The following is a 25,311-nucleotide window of genomic DNA, read 5'->3' as shown; positions in this document are numbered from 1 at the left end:
TTGTTAAAGGAAAATCATGCATGAATTAGCCATAGTTCAAGATCTATTTAAGCTTTGTGAAACAAATGCTATGAAAAACAACGCCACAAACATTACTAGAGTCGAGATCCAAGTCGGCAGGCTTAGTGGCGTGGAGCCTCACTACTTAGAGAGTGCCTTTGATGCCTTTAAACAAGGAACGATTTGTAATGATGCCAAGCTCATTATCAACACCCAAGATATAGTTGTGAAGTGCGATGAATGCGGATTTGAAGGTGTTTTAATGGAAAATAACTTCTTATGTCCGACTTGTGGCTCAAACAACTTGCAAGTCACAGCAGGAGAAGATCTCTTTTTAATGCGCCTTGAAATGGAGTAGGCTAGAATAGATTGAATGGAAGCTCTAAGGTATTTTTGATAAGGTTATAAGGTGTTTTTAAAATATCAGTTATAACCTCTGTTTTAAATTTAGGCTCATCTAAAGTGCCTCTGACTTCTATTATCGTCGAGATCGTTTTGTCTTTTCCAAGTATTATATAGTTTACTAGTGGGATTTTACTGATGATTGAGCTGGCGTCTTTTAAAAGTTTTAGCTCCAAATCTATATTTATATCTTTGCTATTTAGATCTATATTGCCACCGCCAGCTATGTCTGCACTGCTGCCTGTGAGCTTTAGAGCTTGTATGTTTAGTTTGTTTGCATCTCTGTTTATCAAGACAGTTCCATTATCTACAGTAAAGCCTTTGTCATTGAAATCTGGTACTTTAAATATCAATAAAGATGGTATAGAATCCAAAAATGATAAAAATCTTTGATAGAATTTATAATCGCTCAAATATGTATTTTGAACCTTTATTTCGCTTTTAAATGTATCAAAATCCACTCCTGATAGCCTAATAGAGAAGTTGCCATCTTTGAAAGCTTCTAGCCCCATAAAATCGTTTGCAAAGTCCGAGCTGAGATTTTGTCCGCTTATCTTTAGAGAGTTTGGTTTTTTATTGATATTTATATTTCCATCGCCAGTTTTGCCGCTAAATTGAAGCTCTGAGTTTAGCAAATTTCCATCAAATGAGCTAAAGTTTATTGTTCTATTTAAATCTTGCAAGATGACGGCTGAGTTTTTGGCATTAAAATGTATATTTCTTTCATATTTCATGCTATCAGTAGAGTTTGAATCTAATAAAATTTTTAGTGAATTTAGAGTTAAATTTAGATTTTTATCATCTAAATTTGCAGATATTAGCCCGCTTTTGCTACTTAGATTTATATTTTTTGCCATTTTTATATGAAAGTCATCTTCATCATAGCTTTGACCGCTTATTTTTGCTAGCGGCAGGTCAAATTTAGCCCCCAAAAGACTTATATCTAAATCTGAAAAATTAGTAGTTTTAATCTCTAAATTGCCACCATTTATATCAAGACTTTGCATAAGCTTTGAGTGTGGTTTTAGCATAGATATATCATTTATATTGATGATATTTTGATCTGCTATTTTCATTGAAAAGTTTAGCTTGGGTGCTGTGATAAGCATATCTTGATTGAAGTCTAAAAGAACTGTTTGAAGGCTATTTTTTATATCCAAAATCTCGCAACCACTAATGCAAATTTCTTTGAATTCACCATCAAATTCAGCCTTACTTTGATTTAAATCTATAACTCCGTTTGCGTCTGCTTCAAAGATTTCATTTTTTAAATTTGCATTTTGTATACTAATAAGCTCGTCTTTTAAGATTACATTAGCGCCTTTTGAGCTAAAAGGAGCATTTGAGATGAGTATATCTGCGTTTTTGAGGTCAAATTTACCACTGCTTTCTATCTTAAATGGATCAAAATATACCCTAAGATCTAAAGTGCTATTAAGTTCGCCACTTTTTTGAGTTATGGGAATGTTGATTTCATAGGCTTTTAAAATTTCGTGGATTTTGCTATCTAGCAAGGATTTGGTAGCTAGATGAAGCTTCAAATTTGAGTTTTGCCCTATAATGTTTTCTATCTCTACGCTGCTGCCAGCTATGGATTTGTCATAATATGTCGGCTCATTTAGGCTAAAAATCAGCTTGTCATCCACAAACTCTACGCTTGCTGATTTTGCAATAGCTGGAGTGACATTTGGGTGGAATTTGACTACTAAATTTGAAGCTCTTGCCTTGCCATATAATTCATTTGGATAATAGTCTAATGTCTTTAAATTTAGCTTTCCTCTAAGCTCTTCTACTAAATAATCATCAGCTACAATATAGCCATAAATCCACTTTTTGATCTCTTCATCAAGCCCTGTTTTTTGGGCTAAATTTGATATAAAATGCTCTAAGCTACTAGCTTTTACATTTGATAACTTGTATTTTAGCATCTCTTTATCAAGCTTTAGCGACAAATCCCCAAAAAGCTCATAACTTGCAATTGTTCCATTGAAATCGTAATAATCTTTTGCTAAATCAGCTCTCAAATCGCCTTGCAAAGTCACGTTAAAATCTTTAAAATTAAGCTGATTTACCGCTATTTTAAGCGGACTTTCATCATAAATCCTAGTATCAATCGTAAGATATGGAGTATTTATGAAAAATATATCATCTTTATAAACCATAGTTATATTTATATCATCATAAGATATATTTTGTATGTTTATCTCTTTGAATATTTTATTTATCCAAATTGCGTTGTCTGCTATGCTGAGCAGCTCTGCGTCGCTAGTTTTTTTATTTTTTTCTTTATTAATTTTGATATTTTTGATATTTACAATTAGTTTTTTATCTAATTTTATATATAATTCTTTGATATAAATCAAATTTGAGTTAAACTCATCAACGTGAATTCCATGAAGCAAAGTAAGGACAAGGGTAGAAATAATGATAACCAAAAAAGCTATAAATAGACGCATTTTTTTTATGATTTGCGAAATTATTCTCATTGTTTTCCTAAGTTTGTTTGCAACTCTTGCAAGACCAATAGATACTAGTAAGGTTGTATATCTTCCAAATGGAAGCGTGAGTGAGATTATATCGTATTTAAGTAAGCGTAACTTTAATGTTAATAAATTTGACAAATATATTCTTGTTTTTATGGGATTTCCACAATCTGGCTGGATAGAAATAGGTCAAACAAGGCTTAGCAAATTTGATTTTTTATACAAGCTAACTACTGCAAAAGCAGCGCTCATGGATATCACTTTGATACCTGGTGAGACTACTTTGTATTTTCTAAAAGATTTGTCTGAAAAGCTAAGCTTAAACTATGAATTATTAGTCAAAGAATATAATGCTATGTCGCCGATAAAAGAGGGCTACTTGGTGCCTGAAACCTACAAAATACCAGTAGGAATAAGCGAAAAACATCTTGTTTATTATATGATAAACTCATCAAAAAAACACCATGAAAGCATCGCTAAAAAGATATTTGGGCAGTGGGATGAGAAAAAGTGGTTTAACTTCATCATCGTTGCTTCTGTTATCCAAAAAGAAGCCGCCGATGCGAGCGAAATGCCGCTTGTCGCTTCGGTCATCTACAATAGACTCAAAAAAGGTATGAAGCTTCAAATGGACGGGACGCTAAACTATGGGCTTTATTCACACGAAAAAATAACAGCCGATAGGATTAGAAAAGACTATAGTAAATACAATACTTATATTTACGAAGGGCTTCCAGATACTGCAGTTTGCAATGTCAGCTTAGAAGCTATAAAGGCCGCTATATTTCCTAAAAAGACTGATTATTTGTATTTTGTGAGGAATAAAGAGACTGGAAAGCATAAATTTAGCACCACATACAACGCACACGTAAAAGCTATTTCAAAGTAGGGCTTTTAGAATTTGATTTAAGATTTGTTCTAGGTTTTGGTTGCCTATTTTTAGGTCGCTACCAAAAATTTGATAGACTTCAATGCCGCACAAAATCATCGTAAGTGGCAAGACAAGCTTTAGCTCGACTGTTGAGTTGGTGTAAAATCTAAACTCTTTTGGCAACATTCCAAATGCTTTATTCTTAAAAAATGGCCAAAATGCGTTTTGTATGCCACTTTTAGTGAATGCGTCACCTACTATATGTAATGTGTATCCGAGTATAAATCCAGACCCCAAAGCGATATAAGTGGAATTCGCTGGCAAAAATATTAAAAATAAAACAGCTAAAATAGCTGGAACTATGAAAAAATGCGTCACACCACGATGCCCAAAAAGCGTTTTGATTAAATTTGACACGGCGGTAAATTTCTGACCGATTTTGGACTGCGGTTCATCGATATCAGGAAACAACGCTCCAATGCTAATGGCAGCGATAAATTGCATAAGAGTTTCTTGGCTTAAATTTAATGAGCCAAAATATGAAAGAGCCGCAACTGGAGCTAAGCAGACGCAAAGTGCGAAAGAAACATGGGTTTTATGGATCATTGATTTCCTTGATTTTGAGAAATGATAGTGAAAATATAGCAAAAATTTGATTAAAAGTTAATGCTTTGTTTTACCATACTACCTCTCATACCACCTTTGATTTCAGAAAAGATAGTAGATGCACTTAGTGGCTTCCATCTCTCGCCAAACGGACTAGTTTCTTTTTCAAAGCTACCCTCTATCTCATTTCTTATCATCTGGCCAGCTGTGCTTAAAAATGGTTTTACATTGGTTCCTAAATTTCTTAATTGCTCGAGCTTCTTTTCTATCTTTTCAAAGCCTGTTATTTTTACGCTCATTTGATAAATTTCCTTTGTTGTGGTATAATACTTATATTAATCAGATGATTGATGATCGCAATGTAGTAGTCGATAGATACCTATATTTTATAGGGTTGGATCTGTATTGTAGGTGCAACTCCTACCGTCATCTGATTTTTGTATATTTATTAAAATTATCAGCCTTATTTACTTTGCCGGCACTAACCATATAATTTGTAAGCCCAAACTTCTTTAACTTATAATTTAAATCTATGACTACTTTATTTATTTTACTACTATCTTTTTTGTCATCAAACCAAAATATGATATTTTTATTTTTAGTATCAATGCTAACTGGTGTATTTTTGTCATCTAAAACCTTAACTATCTGCCTAATCTCTTCTATTCGCAAATCTTGACCATATATGCCTTTTCTATCTTCCCTAATATGCAAGATACCGTGCTTATCACCTGCTATACTATCTTCTTGTATATCTATACCAAGACCTTTACTAGCTTTGTTTGCTATATCTTTATTTAATTTACCTATCACAAATGCATTTATAGGAGACTTTACATTCTTTTTAATAAGCAACTCATCTACAGCATTATCAAGCCCACGCTGCCATACATATAAATCTCTTTGATGATTAAAATCTTTAGTTTTAGCTAGAACATTACTAATAAATATCTTTGAAGCACTTCCATTTGTAGTGCTAAATTTACTTAACTTTTGCTCGTAAATTTGCTCTATTTTATCAACTCTACCTGGATTATATGCAAAGTCTTTGTCTGCTACATTTTTAAGCATAGAGCTATCTGCTAATGGCGTAATACCTTTACGCTCAAGCTCTCTTTTTGTAAGGACTTGGACTTTACATCTACAGTTCCAGCCATTTGGTGGATAGTTTGTATCCCAAAATGGATCATTCTTTGGTAGTACTGTGCCATGAAGCTTGGCATGGCTTGGTCTAGTTCTTTGATCTAACACAGCTGTGTATCTAAAATACTCGTGGGGACTCTCCATTTGACTTTCATATCTAGCTTTTGCATAAGCCGTTCTCATATTTGTGTTGTAGATAGTTTTTAGCCTGCGTGAGTAATTTGTATTTTTTTACCTTTTTTTATATAATGTATCTATGAAAAGATTTACAATTTTTATTGCACTTTGCATCATTTCATTTATTGTTTTGCTATTCACAAACAACGATGAATACATAATCGCTTCATCTATTATTTATGCTACACTTATCTATATTTTTTTATATATTGTTGATTTGTTGCCTGCTTCCACAAGTGATACGTTTTATCGCTTTTTATCATTTATTACACGCATTTAAAGATTTGAGAATCTCTATAGTTTCTTTTAAATACTGATCTATATTTTCAAATTTGATCTCTTTAACAAGATACTTAGACCAACTTGTGTATCTTGTATTTTTTATCTTTTTTAGGTAAAATGTACTCATGAAGATGAAAGATTATATGACTTTTAGAGGCTCCATTTATAGCTTGACTATCTTTATTACTGCGTGGATGATAGCTTGGTGCATTTGTGACCTTGAAATTAAAAGTTTTGCAGATGCAGTCTCAAAAAGTTTAATAACTTTATTTATTATGATTATTACTTATCCACTTACAGTGCTATTTTTAGGTACTTTCTTGAAGTTTATAGATATACGAATTCGCAAAAGACTACGTCGTAAGCTCTAAATCTCTTTAGCGACAAAATTGTGTTAAACTACTATTTTTACCGCTTAAAAATCTCTTTTTATTCAAAGATAGGTAGATTGTACAAGCTATCAAAACACAAGTTACCATTATGATAGCAAGTGAAAAAGGGTGATTCGCCTTAAACGCTCCGACGATAAAAGAAATAATCCCAGCTATCGCAAACTCACTAGTGCCTAAAATAGCAGACGCTGAGCCTGATTTTTGCTTAAATCTAGCCATCGCAAGAGTTGTTGTGTTTGGCACAATGAAGCCAAGTGAGCCGACCGTAAGAAATATAAAAATTTCAATACAAATAAATCCAAGCCCCATAAATCCAGCTATTGTGAGTAAAATAGCCAAACAAAGCATAGATAAAAATGCGTAAGGTAAAATTTGATATGGAGATAATTTTTGGACTAATTTTGCGTTAATATTTGCAAAAATCGTAAATCCTAAAGCGTTTATGCCAAAGACGATTCCGTATTCTTTTTGGCTTAGTCCAAAGTGTTCTATAAATACAAAAGGAGATCCAGTAATATAAGCAAACATCGCAGCCAGAGCAAATCCAGCTGAAAATACATATATCCTAAATCTTCTATCTTTTAGTATAAATTTATAGTTTTGCCATACAGATTTTGGGCTTAAATTTAGCGTTTTATCGATTTTTGCACTTTCATCTAGCCCAAACATTATCATCAAAAAAAGCAAAATCCCAAGCCCAAAAAGCACGCTGAATATAGCTTTCCAAGAAAAATAATCCAAAAAAATACCACCAAAAGTAGGTGCAAGCATAGGAGCTAAAGACGAAACTACCATCATCAAAGCAAATATTCCAGCAGCTTCTTTGACGTTAAATTTATCATTTACTATGGCTATGGCGATGACTACTCCAACGCATCCACCAAGCGCTTGAGTGAAGCGAAAAAATATAAAAGTATAAATCGAATCGATGCTGATACAAGCGATACTTGAGAGTATAAATAGCAAAATTCCGCCATATAGTGGCTTTTTGCGTCCATAAACATCGCTGAGTGGTCCATAAGCAAGCTGTCCAAGCGAAAATGCTATGAAAAACGAAGCCAAAGAGAGCTGGGTCAAAAATGAGTTTGTAGCAAAGCTTTTTTGGACTTCGCCAAGAGCTGGAAGATACATATCAGTAGCTAGTGGCGCTAGTGAGGACATAAAAGCTAGGATTATTATGAGTTTAAATTTATAAAATTTGGAAAATTGTTCTTTCACTATCACTCCTAAATCAAAGTTTGAGCGTGATTTTATCACTTTTTGCTTAAGGCAATTTTATATTTTGATAAATAAAATCATTTATAAATAAAACTATATAAAGTCAAATTTAGTTTAAATTTTTGCTTTTTTTAAGGAAGTATTTTGTATAATTCCACTTCTTTAATTTAATGTGCGCTCTTAGCTCAGCTGGATAGAGCATTTGATTGCGGTTCAAAAGGTCAGAGATTCGAATTCTCTAGGGCGCACCACTTATCTAAATTCCAAATTTAGTTTCAAATTTATCCACACAAAAATCAAATAATACAAAAAAGTAACACAAAATAAAAAAACAAATGCAAATATAACTATTTTTTAGCTAAACGTAATCAAATTTGGCTATTATTATGCAAACAAAGATTTTCAAAAAAGGTAAGATATGATACATAAAATTCTTATAGCCAACCGTGGCGAAATTGCTGTTCGTATAGTAAGGGCGTGTAAAGATCTGCATATAAAAAATGTTGCTATTTACACAGAACCAGACCATGAATGTCTTCATGTCAAAGTCGCAGATGAGGCATATCAGATCGGCAAAGACCCAATAAAAGGCTATCTTGACGCAAAAAGAATAGTCGAAGTGGCTAAGGCGTGTGGGGCTGATGCGATCCACCCAGGGTACGGATTTTTGAGTGAAAATTACGATTTTGCAAAAGAAGTTGAGGACGCTGGACTTATATTTATAGGGCCAAATTCAGACATAATTCGCAAAATGGGAAACAAAAATATCGCAAGATTTTTGATGAAGAAAAACGGTATTCCAGTTGTCCCTGGTACTGAAAAACTAAACAACGAAACAATTGAAACTATCAAGGACTATGCTAGCAAGATCGGCTATCCGGTGATCTTAAAAGCAAGTGGCGGCGGTGGTGGCCGTGGAATCCGCGAAGTGTGGAGTGAAGACGAGCTTGAGAGCAACTATGAAAGCTGCAAAAGAGAGGCAAAGGCGTTTTTCAACAATGATGAAGTATTCATGGAAAAACTTATAGAAAAACCACGTCATATTGAGTTTCAAATTTTAGGTGATAATTATGGCAATCTAATCCACCTTTGTGAGCGTGACTGCTCAATCCAACGCCGTCACCAAAAAGTCATCGAAATAGCTCCTTGCCCTACTATCAGCGAGGATTTGCGTAAACGTATGGGCGTGGCAGCTGTAGCAGCAGCTAAAGCTGTAGGCTATACAAACGCTGGCACAATTGAGTTTTTGCTTGATGATTATAATAACTTCTATTTTATGGAGATGAATACTCGTATCCAAGTTGAGCATGGCGTGACTGAAGAGATTACTGGTGTCGATCTTATAAGCCGTCAAATCCGCATCGCAGCTGGAGAAATCCTAGACATCGAGCAAAGCGAAGTCAAGCCAATGGGCGTGGCTATAGAAGCAAGAATCACAGCTGAAAATGTCTGGAAAAACTTCGCTCCAAGCCCTGGTAAAATCACAGGATATTTCCCAGCTCTCGGACCTGGCGTCAGAGTAGATAGCCACTTGTATCAAGACTACGCTATACCGCCATTTTATGACTCAATGCTAGCTAAACTTATGGTAAAAGCAGCGTCTTACGACCTAGCAGTTAGCAAGCTTGAGCGTGCCTTAGATGAGTTTAAAATAGAAGGCGTTATCACTACTTTGCCATTCTTGCTTGCGATTTCAAAACGCCGCCACTTCAGACGCGGATTTTTTGATACAAGCTATATAGAAGAGCGTTTGCAAGATATTCTTGAAAACACTCACGATGGTCGCCAAGACAACAAAGAAGAGGTCATAGCAGCTATCGCAGCAGCGATAAAAAAAGTAAAAGCTGACAGGACTAAGGAGTAGGGTGTGAATGATTTTTTTGATAGTTTAAAGGATATAAAAAGCGATCTTGTAAAAGAGCAAAAACAAAAAAAGCAAGTCGCCCCTAAAAAGCCAAAGCCAAATCCAAATAGAGATGAGTTCAAAGACATCTTTAAAGAGCCAAATGAGATAGAGATGCCAGATGCTAAAGAGCATAGACTAAAAGATGAGTTTTTGGATTTTATCAAATTTGCAGACGTAAAAAAGATTGACTGAGGTTGGTTTTTGCACTTTAGATACGCTTTGTCCGTACCTAAAAGATAGAGATTCTAGAACTAGATATAGATATATTGATGATTGCACATTTAGCTACAATTCAGAGCTTATAAAACGTGGATATAGAAGGTTTGGAAACTATTTTTCCAAACCTATCTGCCACGGATGTGATGAGTGTAAAAGCATTAGAATAGACGCTACAAACTTCAAATTTAGTAAAAGTCACAAAAGAGTTATCAATAAAAACGTGGGCACAAGAATAGAAATATCCAAGCCAAAAGTAGATACCGAGCGACTAAATTTATACACAAAATATCATAAATTTATGCAAGAAAAACGTGACTGGGAGTTTCACGAGCTGGATTTCAAAAGATACTATAATGTCTATGTAGAGGGCGCTGGAGAGTTTGGCTATGAGGTTGATTATTTCGTGAATGAGACTTTGGTTTGTGTGGATTTGATAGATATAGGAGATGATGGAATAAGCTCGGTTTATTGCTACTGGGATCCAGATTTTGCATATCTTAGCTTGGGTAAATTTTCACTTCTTATGCAGATTAATATGGCTTGTTTGAGCAATCTTAAATGGATTTATCTGGGATTTTATGTCAAAGACTGCGAGAGTTTGAGATACAAAGACGAATACAAACCATACCAAACACTAAAAACTTACTGTAAAATAGACGAAAATCCTGTGTGGCTAGATAGTTTGGAATAAACTTTGCTTGACTAAAATTAGTAAAAATTTTAGCGAGGTTTATGATGAATATCACTCAGACTTTGGAGTCTATAACTGTTAGAACTGATGATGCGTTGTTGTTTGAAAGTCTTGGTAAAAAGATCAAAGAAAATTTCCTAAACTGCGTTGGAAATCGCGATAAAATCATCGTTTTTTACAACGAAAATGAGCTTGTACAAAGAAGATATTTCTTAAAATTAATTAGCAAAATTTACTCAAAAATCTCAAACCAAAGTGTGAATTTTTTATTCACATATCATAAAAATATCAAACTAGTTTATAAAAAAGCAAACTCAATCCAAGCTTTGCTTAATATTCCTATTAAATTTGATAAAAACAGTATTTTGATTGATTTGCAAAACAGCGAGGAGCTTTTCAACAAATATCTTATGAAAAGTTTGGGTGAGATAGAATATGAGTATTTTGATACTAAAAAAACTCTTATAATAAGTCTCAAATCTAGTGATAAAATCGAGATTTTAGATAGTATTTTTAACTTCAAAGAGCATCTGAAATATATGGTAAATTTCATCTTTGAAAAAGATGATTTTGAGAGCTTTAAAAAACGCATCAAAATCCAAAACTCAAAAAACTATGTAAGAAGATTTTCTATGCTTGCAAGCTTGCTTGAAGAGCATTTTGAGACTTTGGGCTGCAGCGCTAATGATGATTTTGAGACTGTTAGAGCTAGTTATTTAAACCTTACTAAAATCTACCACCCAGATCGCCACAGTAAAAAACCACTAGAAATCCAAAAAGCCTACACAGATAAATTTCAAAAAATAGGCATCGCTTATGAATCGCTAAAACCGTATTTCAAAGAGCAAGATAACTTTATAAGTGCTTAAATAAATTTGATGTATAATCTATGTCAAATTTAAACTAAAGGTTAGTTATGAAACTTGGCGTAAATATCGATCACGTGGCAGTTTTAAGAGAAGCTAGAGAGGTTAATGATCCAGATATAATCTCTGCGATGTATGAAGCCATTAGCGCTGGCGCTGATCAAATCACCATTCATTTAAGAGAAGATCGCCGTCATATCAATGAAACTGACGTAAAAAATATCATAAATTTCAGCAAAATCCCAGTAAATTTAGAGTGTAGCATTAATGAAGAGATTATAAAGTTAGTCTGTGCCCTTAAGCCAGCTCGCGCGACAATTGTCCCAGAAAAAAGAGAAGAGCTGACGACTGAAGGCGGGCTAAATTTGAGCTCAAAAGGGCTTGAACACGCCATAAATGAGCTGCATAAAAACGGCATAGAAGTTTCGCTTTTCATAGATCCGAGCCTTGAAGATATAAGGCGTTCAGCTGCTCTTAAAGCCTCTTTTGTGGAGCTTCACACAGGAGCATACGCTAATACATATTTGATGCTAAACTCAAATTTAAAGTATACAAAATACTCCATCGATAGCCTAAATTTAAGCAAAGATGAGCTAAAAAACTTACTAAACTTCGAGCTTGAAAAGATAAAATCATCAGCCAAACTTGGTGTAAATTTAGGCTTGAAAGTAGCAGCAGGCCATGGACTAAACTATCAAAATGTTGGAGAAATAGCAAGCATTGATGAGATTTTTGAGCTAAATATCGGACAAAGCATTATAGCAAGAAGCGTTTTTGTGGGGCTAAAAAACGCAGTTTTGGAGATGAAAGAGCTGACAAAATGAGTGCAAATTTACCCAAAATCGCAGTTAGCGTAGGCGATATAAACGGCGTTGGCATAGAAATAGCCTTAAAATCCCACGAAGAAATAAGCAAAATTTGTAAGCCTGTATATTTTATAAATCAAGATTTGTTAAAAGAGGCTTCAAAGCTTTTAAATTTGCCTATTCCAAGCGATTTTGAGATAGCTCAGTGTGGGGAAAGCTTTAGCATAAAGCCAGGAATTGTGAGTAAAAAAAGTGGTAAATTTTCATTTCTTAGCTTTGAAAATGCCATTTTAAGCACGCAAAATGGCAGCACTGACGCAGTCGTAACCTTGCCAATTAATAAAGAAGCGTGGAAAAAAGCAGGTTTGCCATATGTCGGTCACACAGACGTTTTATCCAAGCATTTCAAAAAAGACGCCATAATGATGCTTGGGTGCGATGAGCTTTTTGTAGCACTTTTTAGTGATCATGTTCCGCTAAAAAAAGTCTCAAAAATGATAAAAGCAAACGAACTTGCTATGTTTTTGATAAATTTATACAACTCAACTAAATTTGAAAATGTAGGCGTTTTAGGGTTTAATCCACACGCTGGGGATAACGGAGCAATCGGCGGCAAAGAAGAAAAGCAAATCTCAAAAGCTATAAATTTAGCAAACAAAATACTCAAAAAAGAGATTTTCAAAGGGCCTTTGGTGCCTGACGCGGCCTTCAATCCATTATCGCTAAAGTCTTGCAACCGCCTTGTAGCCATGTATCACGACTCTGGACTTGCACCGCTTAAGGCTTTGTATTTTGATAAATCAATCAATGTAAGCCTAAATTTACCAATCATTCGCACAAGCGTAGATCACGGCACGGCTTATGATATAGCCTATAAAGGCGTGGCTGATACAAGAAGCTTTAAAGAAGCTGTAAAATTTGCTATTAAATTACTTAATCGTGGTTAAATTTAAGAACAAAAAGTTTATAATATGTAAATTTTATTACAAAATGGAGGTGTTTTTTGTCAAGAGATAATCTCTTTGCACTTGTATTTTTCATCATTTCATTGACCGCATTTTTTATGTGGGGTTATAGTTATATTCCTAGCAATCATCTTTTATTATTTATTTTAGCTAGTATTTTTGGGCTTTTTATGGCTTTCAATATCGGTGGAAATGACGTCGCAAACTCATTTGGAACAAGCGTCGGGGCTAAGACTTTGACACTAAAACAAGCTTTAGTCATCGCAGCTGTCTTTGAGCTAAGTGGAGCTGTTTTTGCTGGAGCAGAAGTCACAAATACCATAAGAAGTGGCATTATATCCTTGCCAAAAGACAGCGTAAATCCAATGACCTTTGTTATCATCATGATTTCAGCTCTTTTTAGCTCTGGAGCATGGTTGTTTATAGCTACTAAAAAAGGTCTTCCGGTGTCTACAACTCACTCTATAGTGGGTGGTATAGTCGGCGCTGGACTTATGATGGGCTTTATATATTATGATGGCAGCAGAGCTTTTGAGATGGTAAGATGGAGCGAAATAGGTTCAATTGCACTGAGCTGGGTGGTATCTCCAGTGATGGGTGGCGTGGTCGCATACCTAATATTTGGCTATATCAAATCAAAAATCATTATCCCGTCTTCAAGAATCCAAAGTGAGTTAAAAGCCTTAAAAAGGGAGCGTAAAACTTATAAAGAGCAGTATATCAAAGAGCTATCAAACAAAAGTGAAACCGAGCAAATCAAAGAGTTGCGTCGCATAGCTATCACTGATGAAGATGAGTGTGAGGGCGCTGAGTGCGACTTTAGAGATAAAATAAAAGTCATGAAAGAGCGTGAAAAATCAGTAGATACTACAGTTTTTATGAGGACTCACATCCCTATGGTGGCTGGTGCTGCTGCCATGATAATTGCTGGAAGTATGTTATTTAAAGGGCTTAAACATACTGGATTAAATTTAAGTTCTATTCAGACTTTGTGGATTATATTTGTCATAGGAATCGCAGCGTATTTGGTGAGTTTTGCAGTGGTAAATTTGATCAAAAAAGACAATGCAAGCAAGAGCATAAACCGTATTTTTGGCTGGTTCCAGATATTCACGGCTTCATCATTTGCTTTTAGTCATGGCGCAAACGATATAGCAAACGCTGTTGGACCTTTTGCTGCTATACTTGATGTTCTAAAACATAATGCGATAAATGAGGCTTCACCAGTTCCAGGAGTTGCTATGGCGACATTTGGTATCGCCCTTGTGGTTGGTCTTTGGTTTTTAGGTAAAGAGGTCATCACGACTGTTGGCTCAAAGCTAGCTGAAATACTTCCGACAACTGGATTTAGTGCTGAGCTTGCTTCAAGTATAGTCATACTTATAGCTACACAAATGGGTCTTCCTATTAGCTCAACTCACGTTCTCATCGGTGCAGTTCTTGGTATCGGTATCTATAACCGCAATGCTAATTGGGGTATGCTAAAACCAATTGGTCTAGCATGGATCATCACTCTTCCAGTATCTATGATAGGCTCAGCCGTAGGATATTTGGTCATCAAAAATATTATGGGACTTTAATAGTCTCATAATATTTTTTACTCATAAAAAATTTTATATTACCGATATATCTCAAATGGAACTTAATTTGCTTGTATTAAGCAAAATATTAGGAGCTCATTATGAGAGTTACAAGTCAATTACTAAACTACAATACATTAACAAATTACCAAACAAGTGCAAAAAGTATCTATGACTTAAACGCCAGCTTAACAAGTGGATCAAAAATCCAAAATTCATATGAAAATAGTGGTATTTACTCAGATGGTACAAGACTAGAATATGAAGTAAATTTGCTAGATCAGATAAAAGAAACAACCACAAAAGCCACAGAGTTTTCCAAAAACTCAGATCAAGCCTTAAATGACTTTGTCAAACAGCTAGAAAATTTCAAAACAAAACTTATCCAAGCAGCAAATGAGATCCACGATCCTACATCAAGAAATGCTATCGCAAACGACTTAGAAGGCATAAAAGAGTTACTCGTAAATATAGCAAATACATCGATAAATGGTCAATATCTTTTTTCTGGAACAGCCCTAAACACAAAGCCAATAGATAGTCTAGGCAACTATAAAGGCAATGATCAAAACATTCAAGCAGTTATAGGAGCTAATCAAACCACAACTTATAATATAGATGGTTCTAGCTTGTTTTTAGGCGCAGATAATGACTATAGTAAGATTTTAACCACAAATGTTAGTCTTAAAAACAATTTGCAAAAACTATATGATGAGAGCAAAGATATAGCTATTACAACTAGCGATAAAATCATGGATATAATAGGTGGAAGCTACAGATCTCCAGATTTAGAAAAAATGAATCCAGATAGTGATTTTGCCGATCCAACGGCTTTAGCTCAAACTACTTTTTATATGCAAGGCAAAAAACCAAATGGTGAGTCTTTTAGCACTAAATTTACTATGACTGCCGATTCTAGCGTTCAGACTTTGCTTGATAATATCGGCTACGCTCTTGGAAATGACAAAAATGGCATAAATAAAATAGTCGATGTAACCCTAAATAATAGCGGTCAAATCGAGATCAAAGATGTAAAAGAAGGAAATAAACTAACTGAGTTTAGTATATTTGGTTTGACTGATGTAGAAGTAGATCCACCAGTTCCAGCAGGAACCACAATGGCTGCAAATTTCACAAATTTAGATGATATTCAAACTGCTATAAATGACGGTAGAGTGCATTTAACTGAATTTATCAAAAGTGGGTTTAAAACAGAGACAAACAGCGCTTCAAGTGCCATTGATTACAACGATTTACAACTAGTCAAGAAAGACAATACCTTAACTGGCACAGTATCTCAAGTAGTCAAAAAAACAAATGCTTACGCTACAAATGACACTAGGCTAAGCGAAGTGGCTGGTGGGGATTTGCTGGCTAATCCGGAGTCGAATCTAACTATGAATATAACTGCAAAAGACGGCACAAACTATCAAGTTAAGATAAATTTCACAGATCCAAATGGAGGAGAATATCCGACTTTTAGCGTGACAAGATATGACGCCAACTGGCAAACTCCAGATGCAGACCCTGCTTATGTAGGCAATATTTATAACGGCAAATATAACGAAACAACAAAACAAACAGACGGAATCTCAACACCAGCAAATGATATAACCTACAAGCAACTAGGTGATATCATATCAATGGTAAGCGCTGGAAATCTCCCAAGTGCAGAGCCAAACGTGACTTTAAATAACAATATAAATGGTCTAACTGCTGGGGATTTAGGCAGTGCAGCTGGTGTGATTACTGCTTTAACGAATGGTATCGCAGACGCTGATACGGTCGCTTCTATAACAGCAGCCATAGGAACTATCACAATATTTCCAACAGACATAGCAACAGTTAAAAACGCTATAAACTCAAATAGGGATTTTGTAACAGCAAGATACGAAGAGTACAATAAAGCAGTCACCGATGCAAGCTCTACTATAACTGCTGGTTTGAATTACCGTGGAGAGATGGAAGTAATCGATAAAACAAAATCTCAAACAAATATTAATGTTTCTATCTTTGAGTCATATAGCGCGACAAATACGCAGTTTGATAGTATGGTGGAGACTGTCGGTGGCGTGACAACTACAAAAGATTTCACCACAAAAGCTGGAAGTTTATTTAGCTTTACATCAAATAATGCTATTGCCATAGATGAGCCAAGTGTGGATATTTTCAAAGATTTAGATAGTATGATTCAAGCAGTTAGAGATGGTAGCTATAGAGCTGATTCTGGTGCGACTGATTCTAGAACTACTGGTATCCAAGGTGCATTAAAAAAGATAGATCACTTAGCAGACCATATCAACAAACAACACACCCAAGTAGGAACGTACACAAATACTCTTGATAATACAAATGCACGTGTAAGCACGCTTAAAGTCAATGTCTCTTCTGTCAAATCAGAGATTATAAATGCTGATTATGGCGAGACATATCTTATGTTTATGCAAAGACTTATGGGCTATCAAGCTATGCTTCAAGCTTCATCAAAGATGAATCAAATCAGTCTTCTAAACTATCTATAAAATAGTAAATTTCTAGTTATTTTAGCTAGAAATTTACCCAAATTTAGCTTACCACCATTGCAAATTAACCTAGTTTTTTATATAAATTTGATATAATCAGCCTAAAATCAATAAGGACATTAAATTTTGCGTGGTATTTTGCTTACGATAAGCGTTTGTATTTTGCTTTTTTTTGGAGTTGCGACTATAGTTCCGCAGGCCTCATTTGTAGGGACTTTTGGCAATATTATTGGTAGTGCAAATCAAAAACTTTTTGGCTTCATCTCTTATATTTATCCTTTTATTCTTTCGTATCCAGTTGTTTTATTGTGTAAAAATTTTAAAAAATTTGATTTTCGCTTATTAGGACATTTTATCGGCGGAGTGCTTATGTTTTTTGCATTTTTACTCTTTATATCGATGTTTTCAAAAAACTATGGCGGATTTGTTGGTGGATTTTTGATAGAGTCTTTAAACTCAGTTATTGGTAGCATTGGAAGTATGGTTTTTATACTTATGATATTTATCATCTCATTTGGGCTTGTTTTTGATGATAGACTTGATGTGGCTATCAAAAAGGCTTTTGTAGATAAAACTGGTGTTAAACAAACGGCCTTTGTTATCAAAAAAGATAGCCAAAAACCAGAGCAAATTTGCAAACCAAAAAAAGAAGAAAAAAAAGCAGTTCAAGATAAAAAAATTGAAATAGAAGAAGAAAAAGAAGAGATTAAAATTGAGAATTTAGAAGCCCAAAAAGCTCCAGTTACGATAAATGGAGTTGAAATTTTAAGCCAAGTAGCTGAAAACAAAGAGCTTTTAGACCAGCTTGAAAAGGGCAAAATCGAAAAGCCAAAAGACTTTAAACTTCCAAGCTTGGATTTTTTAAACGATCCACCAAAACGCTCAAAAAGTATAAATGAAGCAGAAATTGATGGCAAAATAGCTGATTTATTAGATAAACTAAGACGCTTCAAGATAGACGGAGACGTGGTTCGCACGTATTCTGGTCCAGTGGTTACTACATTTGAGTTCAAGCCAGCAGCTCATGTAAAAGTAAGTAAGATTTTAACACTTCAAGATGACCTTGCAATGGCTCTAAAAGCCCAAACTATCCGTATCCAAGCTCCAATTCCAGGCAAAGACGTCGTAGGTATCGAGATACCAAACAAAAATATAGAAACAATCTACCTAAAAGAGATTTTGCAAAGCGATATTTATAAAAATGCAAAAAGTGAGCTAACAATCGCTCTTGGCAAAGACATAGTTGGAGATCCATTTATCACAGATCTTAAAAAACTCCCGCATTTGCTAATAGCAGGAACTACTGGAAGTGGTAAGAGTGTGGGAATAAATGCTATGCTTTTAAGCTTGCTTTATCGCAACTCACCAAAGACTTTGCGTCTTATTATGATAGATCCAAAAATGCTCGAGTTTAGCATTTACAACGACATCCCGCACCTCTTAGCTCCAGTCATAACTGAGCCTAAAAAGGCTATTTCGGCTTTGGCAAATTTGGTCGCTGAAATGGAGCGAAGATACCGCATTATGAGTCAAACAAAGACTAAAAATATAGAAACATATAATGAAAAAATCAAAAAAGAAGGTGGCGAAACTCTGCCATTTATCGTTGTTATCATCGATGAGCTTGCAGATCTTATGATGACAAGCGGCAAGGACGTGGAGTTTCATATAGGTCGTCTTGCTCAAATGGCAAGAGCTAGTGGAATTCACCTTATCGTAGCAACGCAACGCCCAAGCGTGGACGTGGTAACTGGACTTATAAAGGCAAATTTACCAAGTCGTATAAGCTATAGGGTAGGTCAAAAGATAGATAGCAAGGTCATACTTGATCAAATGGGCGCTGAGAGTTTGCTTGGGCGAGGTGATATGCTATTTACTCCTCCTGGAAATCCAGGAATAGTGCGTTTGCATGCTCCTTTTGCCAGCGAAAAAGAGATAGAAGATATAGTTGAGTTCCTAAAAGCCCAAGAAGACGTGGTGTATGAAGAGAGCTTTATGAAAGATTCTAGTGACTTACAAGCTGGAGGATCTAGCAGTGGTGATATTGGTGAAACTGATGAGCTATACGAAGAGGCTAAAAGCATCATACTAAGCGAAGAAAAAACGTCGATTAGCTACTTGCAAAGACGGCTTAAAATCGGCTACAACAGAGCAGCTAGCATAATCGAACAGCTAGAAATGGCTGGAGTTTTGAGCCCAGTAAATGCAAAAGGTCAAAGAGATATAATAAGATAAAAAGATTTAATCAATCTTTTAAAGAAATTATTATAAAATTGGGCTTTGTTTAAATTATAAGGATTAAATTTGAATTACGAAGATGATATATTTGGCGGTAGTCCAAAGGATAAATTTTTTGATATAGTTTTCAATGCAAATAGAAATTTAGTAGAAAATGAGCTTGAAAAAATCTTTATGGAGCTTGTAGCTTTAAGAGAATTAGGCGAAGAAAAAGGCATAAATATGCAAGATATAAACTCATTTTTAGCTCTTAGGCAAGATGAGCTAGAAACTGGCTTAAATGATGTATATATCGGACTTACAGGAGATATTTTAACTCAAAATGAGTAGGCTTTTAGCTCTTGTGGTTTTTCTTGTAAGTTTTGCAAATGGTGCTGCGCCAAATTTCGAACACAAAAAGACATTTGAGCTAAAAAAAGATGAAAAGGCTTTTGTGATTTTCACTCATAGACGTGAGGATATAAAAGAGATATTTGAGTTTTCATGGACTTTGTATGATAATACAAATATGGTCGTGCATACTAAATTTAGAAAGTATCCACGCCAAATAATGCTGAGCTTAAGACGTGGGCTTGAGCTATACAAGCAAGAGATTTTGCCATTTACAAAGCACGAGCCAACCGATAGCGTGACGTTGTATTTGGAGTTTAAAGAGTATAAAAAAGGTTTGGCTATTTTTAATGTCTTTATAGATGACAATAATAGGCGTGACTATGTTGAATTTGAGCCAAACAAAGAGGGACAAGATGGACAAAATTGATGAAATTTTATATGGTTTTATAAGCTCACTTGGCTATAAACCAGCTTTAGATATGTTTGAAAAAATCAGCTCTGGTAAAAAGCTAAGAAGTAAATTAATACTAAAAATAGCTGGCCAAAATGAGCAAAGCGTGAGATTATGCGCCGTTGTCGAGCTGATCCATTTAGCTAGTTTGCTTCATGATGATGTGATAGATGATAGCTTGCTAAGACGTGGCAAACCTAGCATAAACTCACTTTTTGGGACGAAAAATGCCATAATGCTTGGTGATATTTTGTATTCGAAAGGCTTTAATGAGATAGTTAAATTTGATATGAAAATAGCAGACATCATCTCTGACGCAGTTTGTAAGCTAAGTATCGGCGAGCTCATGGATGTGGAGCTTGGAGCTAGTTTCAATGACGATCAAGAAAAATATCTAAAAATGATCTACTTAAAAACAGCAGTCTTAATAGAGGCTAGTGCAAAAGCTGCAGCAAGCCTAGTAAATTTAGATGAAGAAAAATATGCTAAATATGGTAAAAACTTAGGTCTAGCATTTCAAATAGTAGATGATATACTAGACATTACTGGCACGGCTGATAGTCTTGGAAAACCAGCCATGAATGATTTTAAAGAGGGCAAAACAACTCTTCCATATATGTTTTTGTATGAAAAACTGAACAAAGAAGATAAAGAGACTTTAAAATCAATGTTTAAAAAAGAGCTAAATAAAGAGCAGATCGCTTGGATAAAAGCTAAATTTGATGAATATGATATAATAAAAAATAGTATAAGCTTAGCCAAAGATTACGGTAATAAAGCTATAAATTCAGTTTGCAATGATGATTTGAAACAAATCGTTTCAAACATGATAGATAGGGACTTTTAATGCATTATATAAGTGTAAGTTTTACTCATAAAAATACAGATATCAGTATAAGGGAGAAGCTCTCTTTTGCAGACGCGGATAAAAAACGAGAGATTTTAAGGCTGATTGGTGCTAATGAAAATGTGCTTGAATCCATGGCTCTTAGCACCTGTAACCGTGTGGAGATATTTGCTTATGTTAAAGATGCAAAAGTGTCTTTGAAACATATTTTAAACTCAATATCCATTTTGACTTTAGTGCCATTTGAGGCTTTGGAGCTTAGAGCTGATACTTATGAAGATGAGGGGGCGATCCACCATCTTTTTGCAGTGGCAAGCTCACTTGATAGCCTAGTCGTGGGCGAAACCCAAATCGCAGGTCAGCTCAAAGATGCGTTTAAATTTGCTTATGACAATGGCGATTGTGCTACAAATGTGAGCCGTGCCATGCATTTTGCTTTTAAATGCGCCACTGAGGTTAGAGCTTTAACTCAAATCAGCAAAAATCCAGTCTCAGTCTCAAGCGTAGCAGTCGCCAAAGCAAAAGAGATATATGGAAGTATCGGCGGGATGAGCGCCGTGGTGGTCGGTGCTGGAGAGATGAGTAGGCTTGCTTGTAAGCATTTAATCGGAGCCGGAGTAAATACTATTATCTTAAATAGAGATTTGCAAAAAGCTGAGAATTTGGTTTGTGAGCTTGGCGAACTTGCGAGTTGCGCTAGTATCGACAAGCTTAGCGAGTATGTGAATAGATATAGACTTATTTTTAGTGCTACTGGAGCGCCAAATGCTATTATCACAGATGATATAATCGAGCAAAAAGACTTCCATAGATACTTTTTTGATATTGCAGTTCCAAGAGATATAGATATAAGTGAAGATGAGTTTACTCACGTTTACGCTGTTGATGATCTTGAAGAGATAGTTAGGACAAATTTAGCCCTGCGTGAAGAGCAAGCTAGCATTGCATATTCTATTGTCGGTAGATCTACGGCTGATTTTTTTAAGTGGATTTCTTCACAAGATAGTAATCCTGCCATCAAAGCCCTAAGACAAAAAGCAAAAGATATAGCGGGTCTTGAAGTAGATAAAGCTATCAAAAAAGGTTATATAAGACATTGCGATAAGGACGAGGCTTGCAAGCTTGTTCATCAAGTTTTTAAGGCATTTTTACATACGCCAAGCATTAGACTTAAAGAAAAAAGCAATGATGATATTTTGAGCTCATTAGAGTATTTATTTGATATAAAAGTTAAAAAAGATGATAATTTAGAAGGGAATGAATAGTGAAATTTTCAAAATTATACGCACCTACAACAAAAGAAGCTCCAAAAGATGCAACGCTTCCTAGCCACCAGTTTTTGGTGCGCGCTGGATTTGTAGCTCAGATCGGAAGTGGATTGTACAACTTCTTGCCACTTGGAAAAAGAGTTTTACGAAAAGTAGAGCAAGTAGTCAGAGAAGAGATGGATAAATCAGGAGCAAACGAAGTGGGGCTTAGCTTTGTAACTCCAAGTGATCTTTGGAAACAAAGTCGTAGATACTATAAATTTGGCAAAGAGCTTTTACGCATAAAAGATAGAAAAGATAATGAGTTTTTACTAGCTCCAACCCACGAAGAATCCATAGTAGATGTAGTGCGTGATAAGGTCACAAGCTACAAGCAACTCCCACTTCATTTGTACCAAATCGGACTTAAATTTAGAGATGAGGCAAGACCAAGATTTGGGCTTTTGAGATGTAGAGAGTTTATCATGAAAGACGGATATAGCTTCCACGCAAACCCTGAAGATATGAAGCGTGAATTTGGAGTTATGGAAGAGACTTATAGCAGGATTTTCAGTCGTTTGGGGCTAAATTTCAGAGCAGTTGAGGCTGATAGTGGGGCGATTGGCGGAAGTGGTAGTAAGGAGTTTATGGTCTTAGCTAGTAACGGCGAAGATGACATACTTATCAGTGACGCTTCAAACTACGCTGCAAATGTAGAAGCTGCCAAAAGAGCCAAAAGAACTTGCCAAAGCGAACGCCCTGAGGCTAATGGAATGCAAAAATTCTATACGCCAGAATGCTCAACAATAGCTAAAGTAGCTGAGTTTTTCAAAGTAGATCCATTTTATACTATAAAAGCCGTTATCAAAAAGGCTATTTATGAAGATAGCTCAAAAGTAGTTGTGTTTTTCGTGCGTGGCGATGATGAGCTTCAAGAGACAAAGGCTTGCAATGCTTGTGCGGCTTTGGAGCTTGAAGATGCAAACGAAAATGATATAAAAGAAGCTGGTCTTGTGGCTGGATTTTGTGGTCCTGTGAGCTTGCCAGAGGGCGTTGAGTTTTACATAGATCTTGAGCTTGAAGATGAAAAAGAGATGATTTGTGGTGCAAATGAGAAAGACTATCACGCAATTGGCGTAAATATTATAAATTTCAACAAAGATCGTTTCAAAGATTTAGTCACTGTAAAGGCTGGAGACAAGGCACTTGATGGCGGAACTTTGTCTTTGACAAAAGGCATTGAAGTAGGGCATATTTTTCAGCTTGGTCAGAGATATTCAGAAGCGATGAACGCGACATTTTTAGATGAAAATGGCAAGGCAAAACCATTTTATATGGGTTGTTATGGTATCGGAGTGAGCCGCCTTGTGGCTGTGATGATAGAAGCAAGCCACGATGAAAAAGGTTGCATCTGGAAAAAAGAGTGCGCTCCATTTATGGTTCATATCATCATCTCAAATATCAAAGACGAGGAGCAAATGAACTTTGCTCTAAATTTAGAAAAAGAGCTTGAAAGTCTTGGCGTAGAAGTCTTGTGCGATGATAGAAATGAGAGATTTGGCGTGAAAATGGCTGATTTCGAGCTTATTGGTGTGCCTTTTGGTGTGGTTGTCGGAAAGGGCTTAGCTGAGGGCGAGGTCGAGCTGGTAAAACGTGCCGGGCTTGAAAAAACAAAAGTTTCCAAAAATGAGATTATGAGTAGATTAAAAGAGTTATTATGATAAGAATTTCACTACTTCCTTATCTTGTAATCGAGCTTATTTGCGTTGCATTTTATATAGCTAATTATGGGATCTTAAACTTCTTTGGAGAGGTTTTTTTAAGTGGAATTTTAGGAGTAATCCTGCTTTTTAACTATGGTTTTTCAAATTTTTATGGAAGTATGAACCAGCTAAATTTGAAAAATATATTTGGTTCTATGGGTATTGCTTTTGGTGGAATGTTGCTCATAGTTCCTGGGATTTTAAGTGATTTTGTTGCTATTTTTGTCTTGTTGGTGTCTTTTACTTTAAAATTAGTAGCTTATTTACAAGGCTCAAATGCAGCAGATCACAGTGAATTTACAAATACAAAAAGCTCTTGCGATAGCGAGATTATAGATGTTGAGATTATTGATACAAAAGGACAAAAATGAATATAAGAATAGCAAGTAGAAATAGCGTTTTAGCACTTTGGCAAACTCACCATATAAGGGATTTGCTTGAGGCAAAAGGTCATAGTGTAGAGATTATTACGATGAAGACAAAAGGCGACGTAATATTAGATACTCCTTTAGCAAAGATCGGTGGCAAGGGGCTTTTTACAAAAGAGCTTGAAAACTGCATGTTAGAGGGCAAGGCCGATATAGCAGTCCATAGCTTAAAAGACGTGCCTACCACATTTCCAGATGGGCTAAAGCTGGCTTGTGTGTGTAGTCGTGAAGATGTGCGTGATGCGATGCTAAGTATGAATTACAAAAGTCTTGATGAGCTACCAAATGGTGCTAAAGTCGGCACAACTTCACTTAGAAGAAAGATGCAAATCCTAGCTCACAGACCAGATCTTGAGATTATCTCTTTGCGTGGCAACGTCCAATCTCGTATAAACAAGCTTAAAAATGGCGATTTTGATGCTATTATTCTCGCAATGGCTGGCATAAATAGACTAAATTTAGACAAAGAAGTCAAATTTACTGCGCCGATTTCAAGCATACCTGCAATGGGACAAGGAGCTCTTGGAATAGAAGCAGTCGATAAAAAAGAGATTTTAGATGCAATAGAGTTTTTAAACGACGAACAAAGTGTGGTCGAAACGACTATTGAGCGTGATTTTGTTCATACTTTAAATGGTGGTTGCCAAGCACCTATCGGAATAAATGCAAAACTAAATGGCGACAAAATCGAAGTAGAGGCTATACTTGGGTTAATTGATGGAAGCGAGATTTTAAGGGACAGCAAGACTTATCCAAAACTAGCTTATACAATAGCTGGTAAAAACTTTGCTGACGAGTTTATAGCTAGAGGAGCAAAAGAGCTTCTAAAAAGAGCCGAAGAGATGGTGGAACTAAGCTAGATTTTCTAGCTTAGA

22 protein-coding genes, 1 tRNA gene and 1 pseudogene are annotated in these 25,311 nt (G+C 35.5%); 19 read left to right on the top strand and 5 right to left on the bottom strand.

What is annotated here, in order from left to right; genetic code table 11:
* The first annotated feature begins 16 nt into the window (after positions 1 to 16).
* Positions 17 to 358 (top strand): hydrogenase maturation nickel metallochaperone HypA, encoded by a 342-nt coding sequence (gene hypA, locus CIG1485E_RS04875; RefSeq protein ID WP_038454314.1) that lies wholly within the window; start codon positions 17 to 19, stop codon positions 356 to 358.
* A 1-nt stretch (position 359) separates the two neighbouring features.
* Here the strand turns inward: hypA and CIG1485E_RS04870 are convergent, their stop codons facing one another.
* Positions 360 to 2,888 carry a YhdP family protein gene (locus CIG1485E_RS04870; RefSeq protein WP_144242173.1) on the bottom strand — a complete coding sequence of 843 codons (2,529 nt, stop codon included), beginning with the start codon at positions 2,886 to 2,888 and terminating at the stop codon, positions 360 to 362.
* Between CIG1485E_RS04870 and mltG the strand changes: the two genes are divergently transcribed.
* Positions 2,827 to 3,774: an endolytic transglycosylase MltG gene (gene mltG / locus CIG1485E_RS04865; protein WP_197408296.1), complete on the top strand. Its 948-nt coding sequence runs from the start codon at positions 2,827 to 2,829 to the stop codon at positions 3,772 to 3,774. The two genes, CIG1485E_RS04870 and mltG, sit on opposite strands and share 62 nt — an antisense overlap.
* Here mltG and CIG1485E_RS04860 read toward each other — a convergent pair.
* From CIG1485E_RS04860 to CIG1485E_RS04840, 4 genes and pseudogenes are all read right to left on the bottom strand, one after another.
* The gene (locus CIG1485E_RS04860; RefSeq protein ID WP_051870929.1) at positions 3,766 to 4,362 is read right to left on the bottom strand and encodes a metal-dependent hydrolase; all 597 of its coding nucleotides are present in this window, start codon (positions 4,360 to 4,362) and stop codon (positions 3,766 to 3,768) included. The two genes, mltG and CIG1485E_RS04860, sit on opposite strands and share 9 nt — an antisense overlap.
* 50 nt (positions 4,363 to 4,412) lie before the next feature.
* Positions 4,413 to 4,661 (bottom strand): phage virion morphogenesis protein, encoded by a 249-nt coding sequence (locus CIG1485E_RS04855; RefSeq protein WP_051870928.1) that lies wholly within the window; start codon positions 4,659 to 4,661, stop codon positions 4,413 to 4,415.
* A gap of 127 nt (positions 4,662 to 4,788) precedes the next feature.
* Positions 4,789 to 5,712, bottom strand: a pseudogene (locus CIG1485E_RS04850) (phage head morphogenesis protein); the annotation flags it as partial.
* A gap of 629 nt (positions 5,713 to 6,341) precedes the next feature.
* A complete protein-coding gene (locus CIG1485E_RS04840; protein ID WP_081867164.1) occupies positions 6,342 to 7,577 on the bottom strand; it encodes a multidrug effflux MFS transporter in 1,236 nt (411 codons plus the stop codon).
* 171 nt (positions 7,578 to 7,748) lie between these two features.
* Between CIG1485E_RS04840 and CIG1485E_RS04835 the strand changes: the two genes are divergently transcribed.
* From CIG1485E_RS04835 to hemC, 17 genes are all read left to right on the top strand, one after another.
* A tRNA-Arg gene (locus tag CIG1485E_RS04835) sits at positions 7,749 to 7,825 on the top strand.
* A 167-nt stretch (positions 7,826 to 7,992) separates the two neighbouring features.
* The gene (locus CIG1485E_RS04830) at positions 7,993 to 9,438 is read left to right on the top strand and encodes an acetyl-CoA carboxylase subunit A (RefSeq protein ID WP_038454310.1); all 1,446 of its coding nucleotides are present in this window, start codon (positions 7,993 to 7,995) and stop codon (positions 9,436 to 9,438) included.
* Positions 9,439 to 9,441: 3 nt separating this feature from the next.
* Positions 9,442 to 9,672 carry a hypothetical protein gene (locus CIG1485E_RS04825; protein ID WP_038454308.1) on the top strand — a complete coding sequence of 77 codons (231 nt, stop codon included), beginning with the start codon at positions 9,442 to 9,444 and terminating at the stop codon, positions 9,670 to 9,672.
* The gene (locus CIG1485E_RS04820) at positions 9,665 to 10,390 is read left to right on the top strand and encodes an arginyltransferase (RefSeq protein WP_038454306.1); all 726 of its coding nucleotides are present in this window, start codon (positions 9,665 to 9,667) and stop codon (positions 10,388 to 10,390) included. Before CIG1485E_RS04825 ends, CIG1485E_RS04820 begins: the two co-directional genes overlap by 8 nt.
* A 44-nt stretch (positions 10,391 to 10,434) precedes the next feature.
* Entirely contained in the window at positions 10,435 to 11,259 is an 825-nt protein-coding gene (locus tag CIG1485E_RS04815; protein WP_038454304.1) for an adenylosuccinate lyase, read from the top strand.
* A gap of 47 nt (positions 11,260 to 11,306) precedes the next feature.
* Positions 11,307 to 12,080, top strand: a complete 774-nt coding sequence (locus tag CIG1485E_RS04810; protein ID WP_038454302.1) for a pyridoxine 5'-phosphate synthase — start codon at positions 11,307 to 11,309, stop codon at positions 12,078 to 12,080.
* On the top strand, positions 12,077 to 13,009 hold the full coding sequence (pdxA, locus tag CIG1485E_RS04805; protein WP_038454300.1) for a 4-hydroxythreonine-4-phosphate dehydrogenase: 933 nt from the start codon (positions 12,077 to 12,079) through the stop codon (positions 13,007 to 13,009). The genes CIG1485E_RS04810 and pdxA overlap by 4 nt, the downstream gene beginning before the upstream one ends.
* A 56-nt stretch (positions 13,010 to 13,065) precedes the next feature.
* The gene (locus CIG1485E_RS04800; protein WP_038454298.1) at positions 13,066 to 14,607 is read left to right on the top strand and encodes an inorganic phosphate transporter; all 1,542 of its coding nucleotides are present in this window, start codon (positions 13,066 to 13,068) and stop codon (positions 14,605 to 14,607) included.
* Between the two features lie 101 nt (positions 14,608 to 14,708).
* Positions 14,709 to 17,129, top strand: coding sequence for a flagellin N-terminal helical domain-containing protein (locus CIG1485E_RS04795; protein ID WP_038454296.1), 2,421 nt, complete (start codon positions 14,709 to 14,711; stop codon positions 17,127 to 17,129).
* A 162-nt stretch (positions 17,130 to 17,291) separates the two neighbouring features.
* Complete coding sequence (locus tag CIG1485E_RS04790) at positions 17,292 to 19,364, top strand: FtsK/SpoIIIE family DNA translocase (protein ID WP_038455595.1); 2,073 nt, start codon at positions 17,292 to 17,294, stop codon at positions 19,362 to 19,364.
* A gap of 69 nt (positions 19,365 to 19,433) precedes the next feature.
* Positions 19,434 to 19,697: a DUF2018 family protein gene (locus CIG1485E_RS04785; protein ID WP_038454293.1), complete on the top strand. Its 264-nt coding sequence runs from the start codon at positions 19,434 to 19,436 to the stop codon at positions 19,695 to 19,697.
* The gene (locus CIG1485E_RS04780; RefSeq protein WP_038454291.1) at positions 19,690 to 20,127 is read left to right on the top strand and encodes a hypothetical protein; all 438 of its coding nucleotides are present in this window, start codon (positions 19,690 to 19,692) and stop codon (positions 20,125 to 20,127) included. Before CIG1485E_RS04785 ends, CIG1485E_RS04780 begins: the two co-directional genes overlap by 8 nt.
* Positions 20,114 to 20,998 (top strand): polyprenyl synthetase family protein, encoded by an 885-nt coding sequence (locus tag CIG1485E_RS04775; protein ID WP_038454289.1) that lies wholly within the window; start codon positions 20,114 to 20,116, stop codon positions 20,996 to 20,998. The genes CIG1485E_RS04780 and CIG1485E_RS04775 overlap by 14 nt, the downstream gene beginning before the upstream one ends.
* Positions 20,998 to 22,263, top strand: coding sequence for a glutamyl-tRNA reductase (gene hemA, locus CIG1485E_RS04770; protein WP_038454287.1), 1,266 nt, complete (start codon positions 20,998 to 21,000; stop codon positions 22,261 to 22,263). The genes CIG1485E_RS04775 and hemA overlap by 1 nt, the downstream gene beginning before the upstream one ends.
* A complete protein-coding gene (locus CIG1485E_RS04765) occupies positions 22,263 to 23,966 on the top strand; it encodes a proline--tRNA ligase (protein WP_038454285.1) in 1,704 nt (567 codons plus the stop codon). The genes hemA and CIG1485E_RS04765 overlap by 1 nt, the downstream gene beginning before the upstream one ends.
* Positions 23,963 to 24,379, top strand: a complete 417-nt coding sequence (locus CIG1485E_RS04760; RefSeq protein WP_038454283.1) for an FxsA family protein — start codon at positions 23,963 to 23,965, stop codon at positions 24,377 to 24,379. The genes CIG1485E_RS04765 and CIG1485E_RS04760 overlap by 4 nt, the downstream gene beginning before the upstream one ends.
* On the top strand, positions 24,376 to 25,296 hold the full coding sequence (hemC, locus tag CIG1485E_RS04755) for a hydroxymethylbilane synthase (RefSeq protein ID WP_038454282.1): 921 nt from the start codon (positions 24,376 to 24,378) through the stop codon (positions 25,294 to 25,296). The genes CIG1485E_RS04760 and hemC overlap by 4 nt, the downstream gene beginning before the upstream one ends.
* Positions 25,297 to 25,311: the final 15 nt, after the last annotated feature.

The sequence above is a fragment of the Campylobacter iguaniorum genome, assembly GCF_000736415.1.
Classification (GTDB): domain Bacteria; phylum Campylobacterota; class Campylobacteria; order Campylobacterales; family Campylobacteraceae; genus Campylobacter; species Campylobacter iguaniorum.
Note: the sequence above shows the minus strand (reverse complement) of the source record. Positions and strands in the feature narration are given on the sequence as shown.